Below are 2,832 nucleotides of genomic sequence, written 5' to 3' on the forward strand. Positions count from 1 at the left end.
CGGTGTGGAGACGATTCTGGATGCCAATGGACGTTTTTGTTGTGTGCCAATAACACATAAGGTTACGTTGGGAGAGATTGTTGATCTGTTGATGCAGTTTAAGGAGCAGCCTAAGACGTTACTGATGCCCAAAATGCCGGTTGGAAGTTTTGCAAAGAAACTGTACAGCCTGTATATGACCTACCTACCGGTAGAAAAGTTTAAATATGAGCTAAAAATGAACTGTGACGCTCGAGGAAGCTTTACTGAACTGCTACATACAGCAGACTGTGGCCAGGTCAGCATTAATATCAGCAAACCGGGAATCACGAAAGGACAGCACTGGCACAACTCCAAATGGGAGTTGTTTATCGTAGTGGCAGGCCATGGGCTGATTCAGGAGCGGAATATCCATACAGGTGAAAAAGTGGAGTTTGAAGTTAGCGGCGATAAGATTGAAGCAGTCCACATGATCCCAGGCTGGACGCATAACATTATCAATTTGTCCGATAAGGAGAATCTGGTAACCGTGATGACTTGTAATGAAATATTTAATCCAGAAAAACCAGACACATTTTATGAGCCAGTGTAGAGGGAGAAAGAAAACGATGAGTGAAAAATTTGCCGTAAAGACCGATTATTCGGATATTCATTTTAGAGATAATGGAAAGCTAAAACTTCTTATTATTGTAGGTACTCGTCCGGAAATTATCCGTCTTGCCGCGGTAATTGATAAGTGCCGTAAATATTTTGACGTAATACTGGCTCATACCGGGCAGAATTATGATTATAATTTGAATGGGATTTTCTTTGAGAATCTGAAGATTGAGAATCCGGAAGTTTATATGGATGCCGTTGGGGACGATCTCGGTGCGACCATTGGCAATATCATTAACTGCTCCTACAAACTGATGAACCAGATTAAGCCGGAGGCGCTCTTGATATTGGGCGACACCAATTCTTGCCTGTCAGCGATTGCAGCAAAGCGCCTGCATATCCCAATCTTTCATATGGAAGCAGGAAACCGCTGTAAAGATGAATGTCTGCCGGAGGAAACAAACCGCCGGATCGTGGACATTATTTCCGATGTGAACTTGGCTTACAGCGAACACGCTCGTAAATATTTACATGAGTGCGGACTGCCGAAGGAGCGTGTCTATGTGACCGGTTCGCCGATGGCGGAGGTACTGCGTCAGAACCTGCCGGAGATTGAAAAGTCAGATATTTTGGAAAAATTGGGACTGGAACCGCAGAAGTATATTTTACTTTCTGCGCATAGAGAAGAAAACATTGACACAGAGAAGAACTTCCTTTCTTTGTTTACAGCAATTAATAAGATGGCAGAGAAATACGATATGCCGATACTATATTCTTGTCATCCCCGTTCAAGAAACCGTATTGACGCTACAGGGTTTCAATTGGACAAACGTGTGATACAGCATGAGCCCCTTGGATTTCATGACTATAACCATCTGCAGATGAATGCTTTTGCTGTTGTTTCAGACTCAGGTACACTGCCGGAGGAGAGTAGCTTCTTTACAAGTATAGGGCACCCCATACCGGCTGTGTGTATCCGTACCTCAACAGAGCGTCCTGAAGCTTTGGATAAGGCTTGCTTTGTGTTAGCGGGTATTGATGAAAGATCGTTACTTCAGGCAGTGGACACTGCTGTGCAGATGCAGTTGGACTGTGATTATGGTATCCCAGTGCCGGATTATGTGGAGGAAAATGTCAGTACAAAAGTAGTTAAGATTATCCAAAGTTACACAGGGGTGGTAAATAAGATGGTTTGGAGAGTCATAGATTAGAAGATTATTATTATGCGGAGAAGTATTATTAATCTTAAGGCTTGAGCAATATAGGAGGTGCCATGTACCATATCCACAAATACTCATACCGTTTTCTATTCCTCCTCTCCATTGCTGTCATTCTATATGCCACATTGTATCGCGAGGCCGGACGGGGAGACATAGAACTTCGCCTTTTCTGGACCATAAAACGCGCCTGGAGTGAACATTCAGGCTATTATTGGTATTTGATTTTAGGAAATATTGCACTGTTTATGCCTTTTGGATTTTTTCTAACTGCCATCCTCCAAAAGCCGGACTGGAAGAAAGCAGCCATGATGGGATTTGTTTTTTCAGCAGCCATCGAGGTGTCCCAGGTCCTTTTGGATAGAGGACTGGGCGAGTTTGATGATGTGCTTCACAATACATGGGGGAGCTTGATGGGATATTGTGCAGCAGTGATACTGGGATATTTGTTCGGGCATCAGAAAGAGCGGTATGAAGGAAAGGTAAAAGGAGCCGGTCTGTTCTTTGGTATGACAATATTAATGTTTACCATTCTAATATTGTACAACAGGCCTGACTGGAGCGTGCGTTTGTGGAGGAGGTAATCATTATGTCTGCTAAGGAGGCTCTTATACCCGTCTTACTAACAGCGCTTCTACCCGTCCTACCAAAAAACACTTGACAAATCCCCCAATAATTATTATGCTTGATAATTATAAATCAAAGCAAATAAACCAAACAAGCAAATCATGCAAACAAAGCAATCCAATCAAACACAACGGTTATGAAGAAGAGGAGTACATCATATAAACCATCAGAGAGGGCGGTCCACTGGCTGAAAGGCGGCCCGGGCAGAGTATGATAGAAGGTAGCTTCTGAACTGGAGCGGTGAAGGATAAAACTGAGAGACTGGCAGGCGGATATTTCCGTATTGCCGCCATGTAAAGTTTCCTTCTGTGTAGCTGCTTCCGACCGGCCTGCGTTAAAGGCCTAATGAGACTGCCGGACATCCGGCAAAACAAAGGTGGTACCGCGGACACTCCGCCCTTTGCCTTCCCTT

The 2,832-nt window shown here is 44.0% G+C and carries 3 protein-coding genes; all 3 read left to right on the forward strand.

Features of this window, described 5'->3' with window-relative positions; all coding sequences use genetic code 11:
• Window positions 1-571, forward strand: a 571-nt coding sequence (locus KH180_RS16505; protein WP_442859933.1) for a polysaccharide biosynthesis C-terminal domain-containing protein, incomplete at its 5' end; no start/stop codon positions are given.
• A gap of 16 nt (window positions 572-587) precedes the next feature.
• Window positions 588-1,787: a non-hydrolyzing UDP-N-acetylglucosamine 2-epimerase gene (gene wecB, locus KH180_RS16510; RefSeq protein ID WP_002574445.1), complete on the forward strand. Its 1,200-nt coding sequence runs from the start codon at window positions 588-590 to the stop codon at window positions 1,785-1,787.
• Window positions 1,788-1,849: 62 nt separating this feature from the next.
• Window positions 1,850-2,377 (forward strand): VanZ family protein, encoded by a 528-nt coding sequence (locus KH180_RS16515; RefSeq protein ID WP_002574446.1) that lies wholly within the window; start codon window positions 1,850-1,852, stop codon window positions 2,375-2,377.
• The last annotated feature ends 455 nt before the right edge of the window (window positions 2,378-2,832 follow it).

It is taken from the genome of Anaerostipes sp. (assembly GCF_018381315.1).
Lineage (GTDB): Bacteria > Bacillota > Clostridia > Lachnospirales > Lachnospiraceae > Anaerostipes.

Excerpts from the sequence above, each read along its gene's own strand:
- KH180_RS16515 (WP_002574446.1), top strand. The coding sequence starts at position 1,850 with ATGTACCATATCCACAAATACTCATACCGTTTTCTATTCCTCCTCTCC.
- wecB (WP_002574445.1), top strand. The coding sequence starts at position 588 with ATGAGTGAAAAATTTGCCGTAAAGACCGATTATTCGGATATTCATTTT.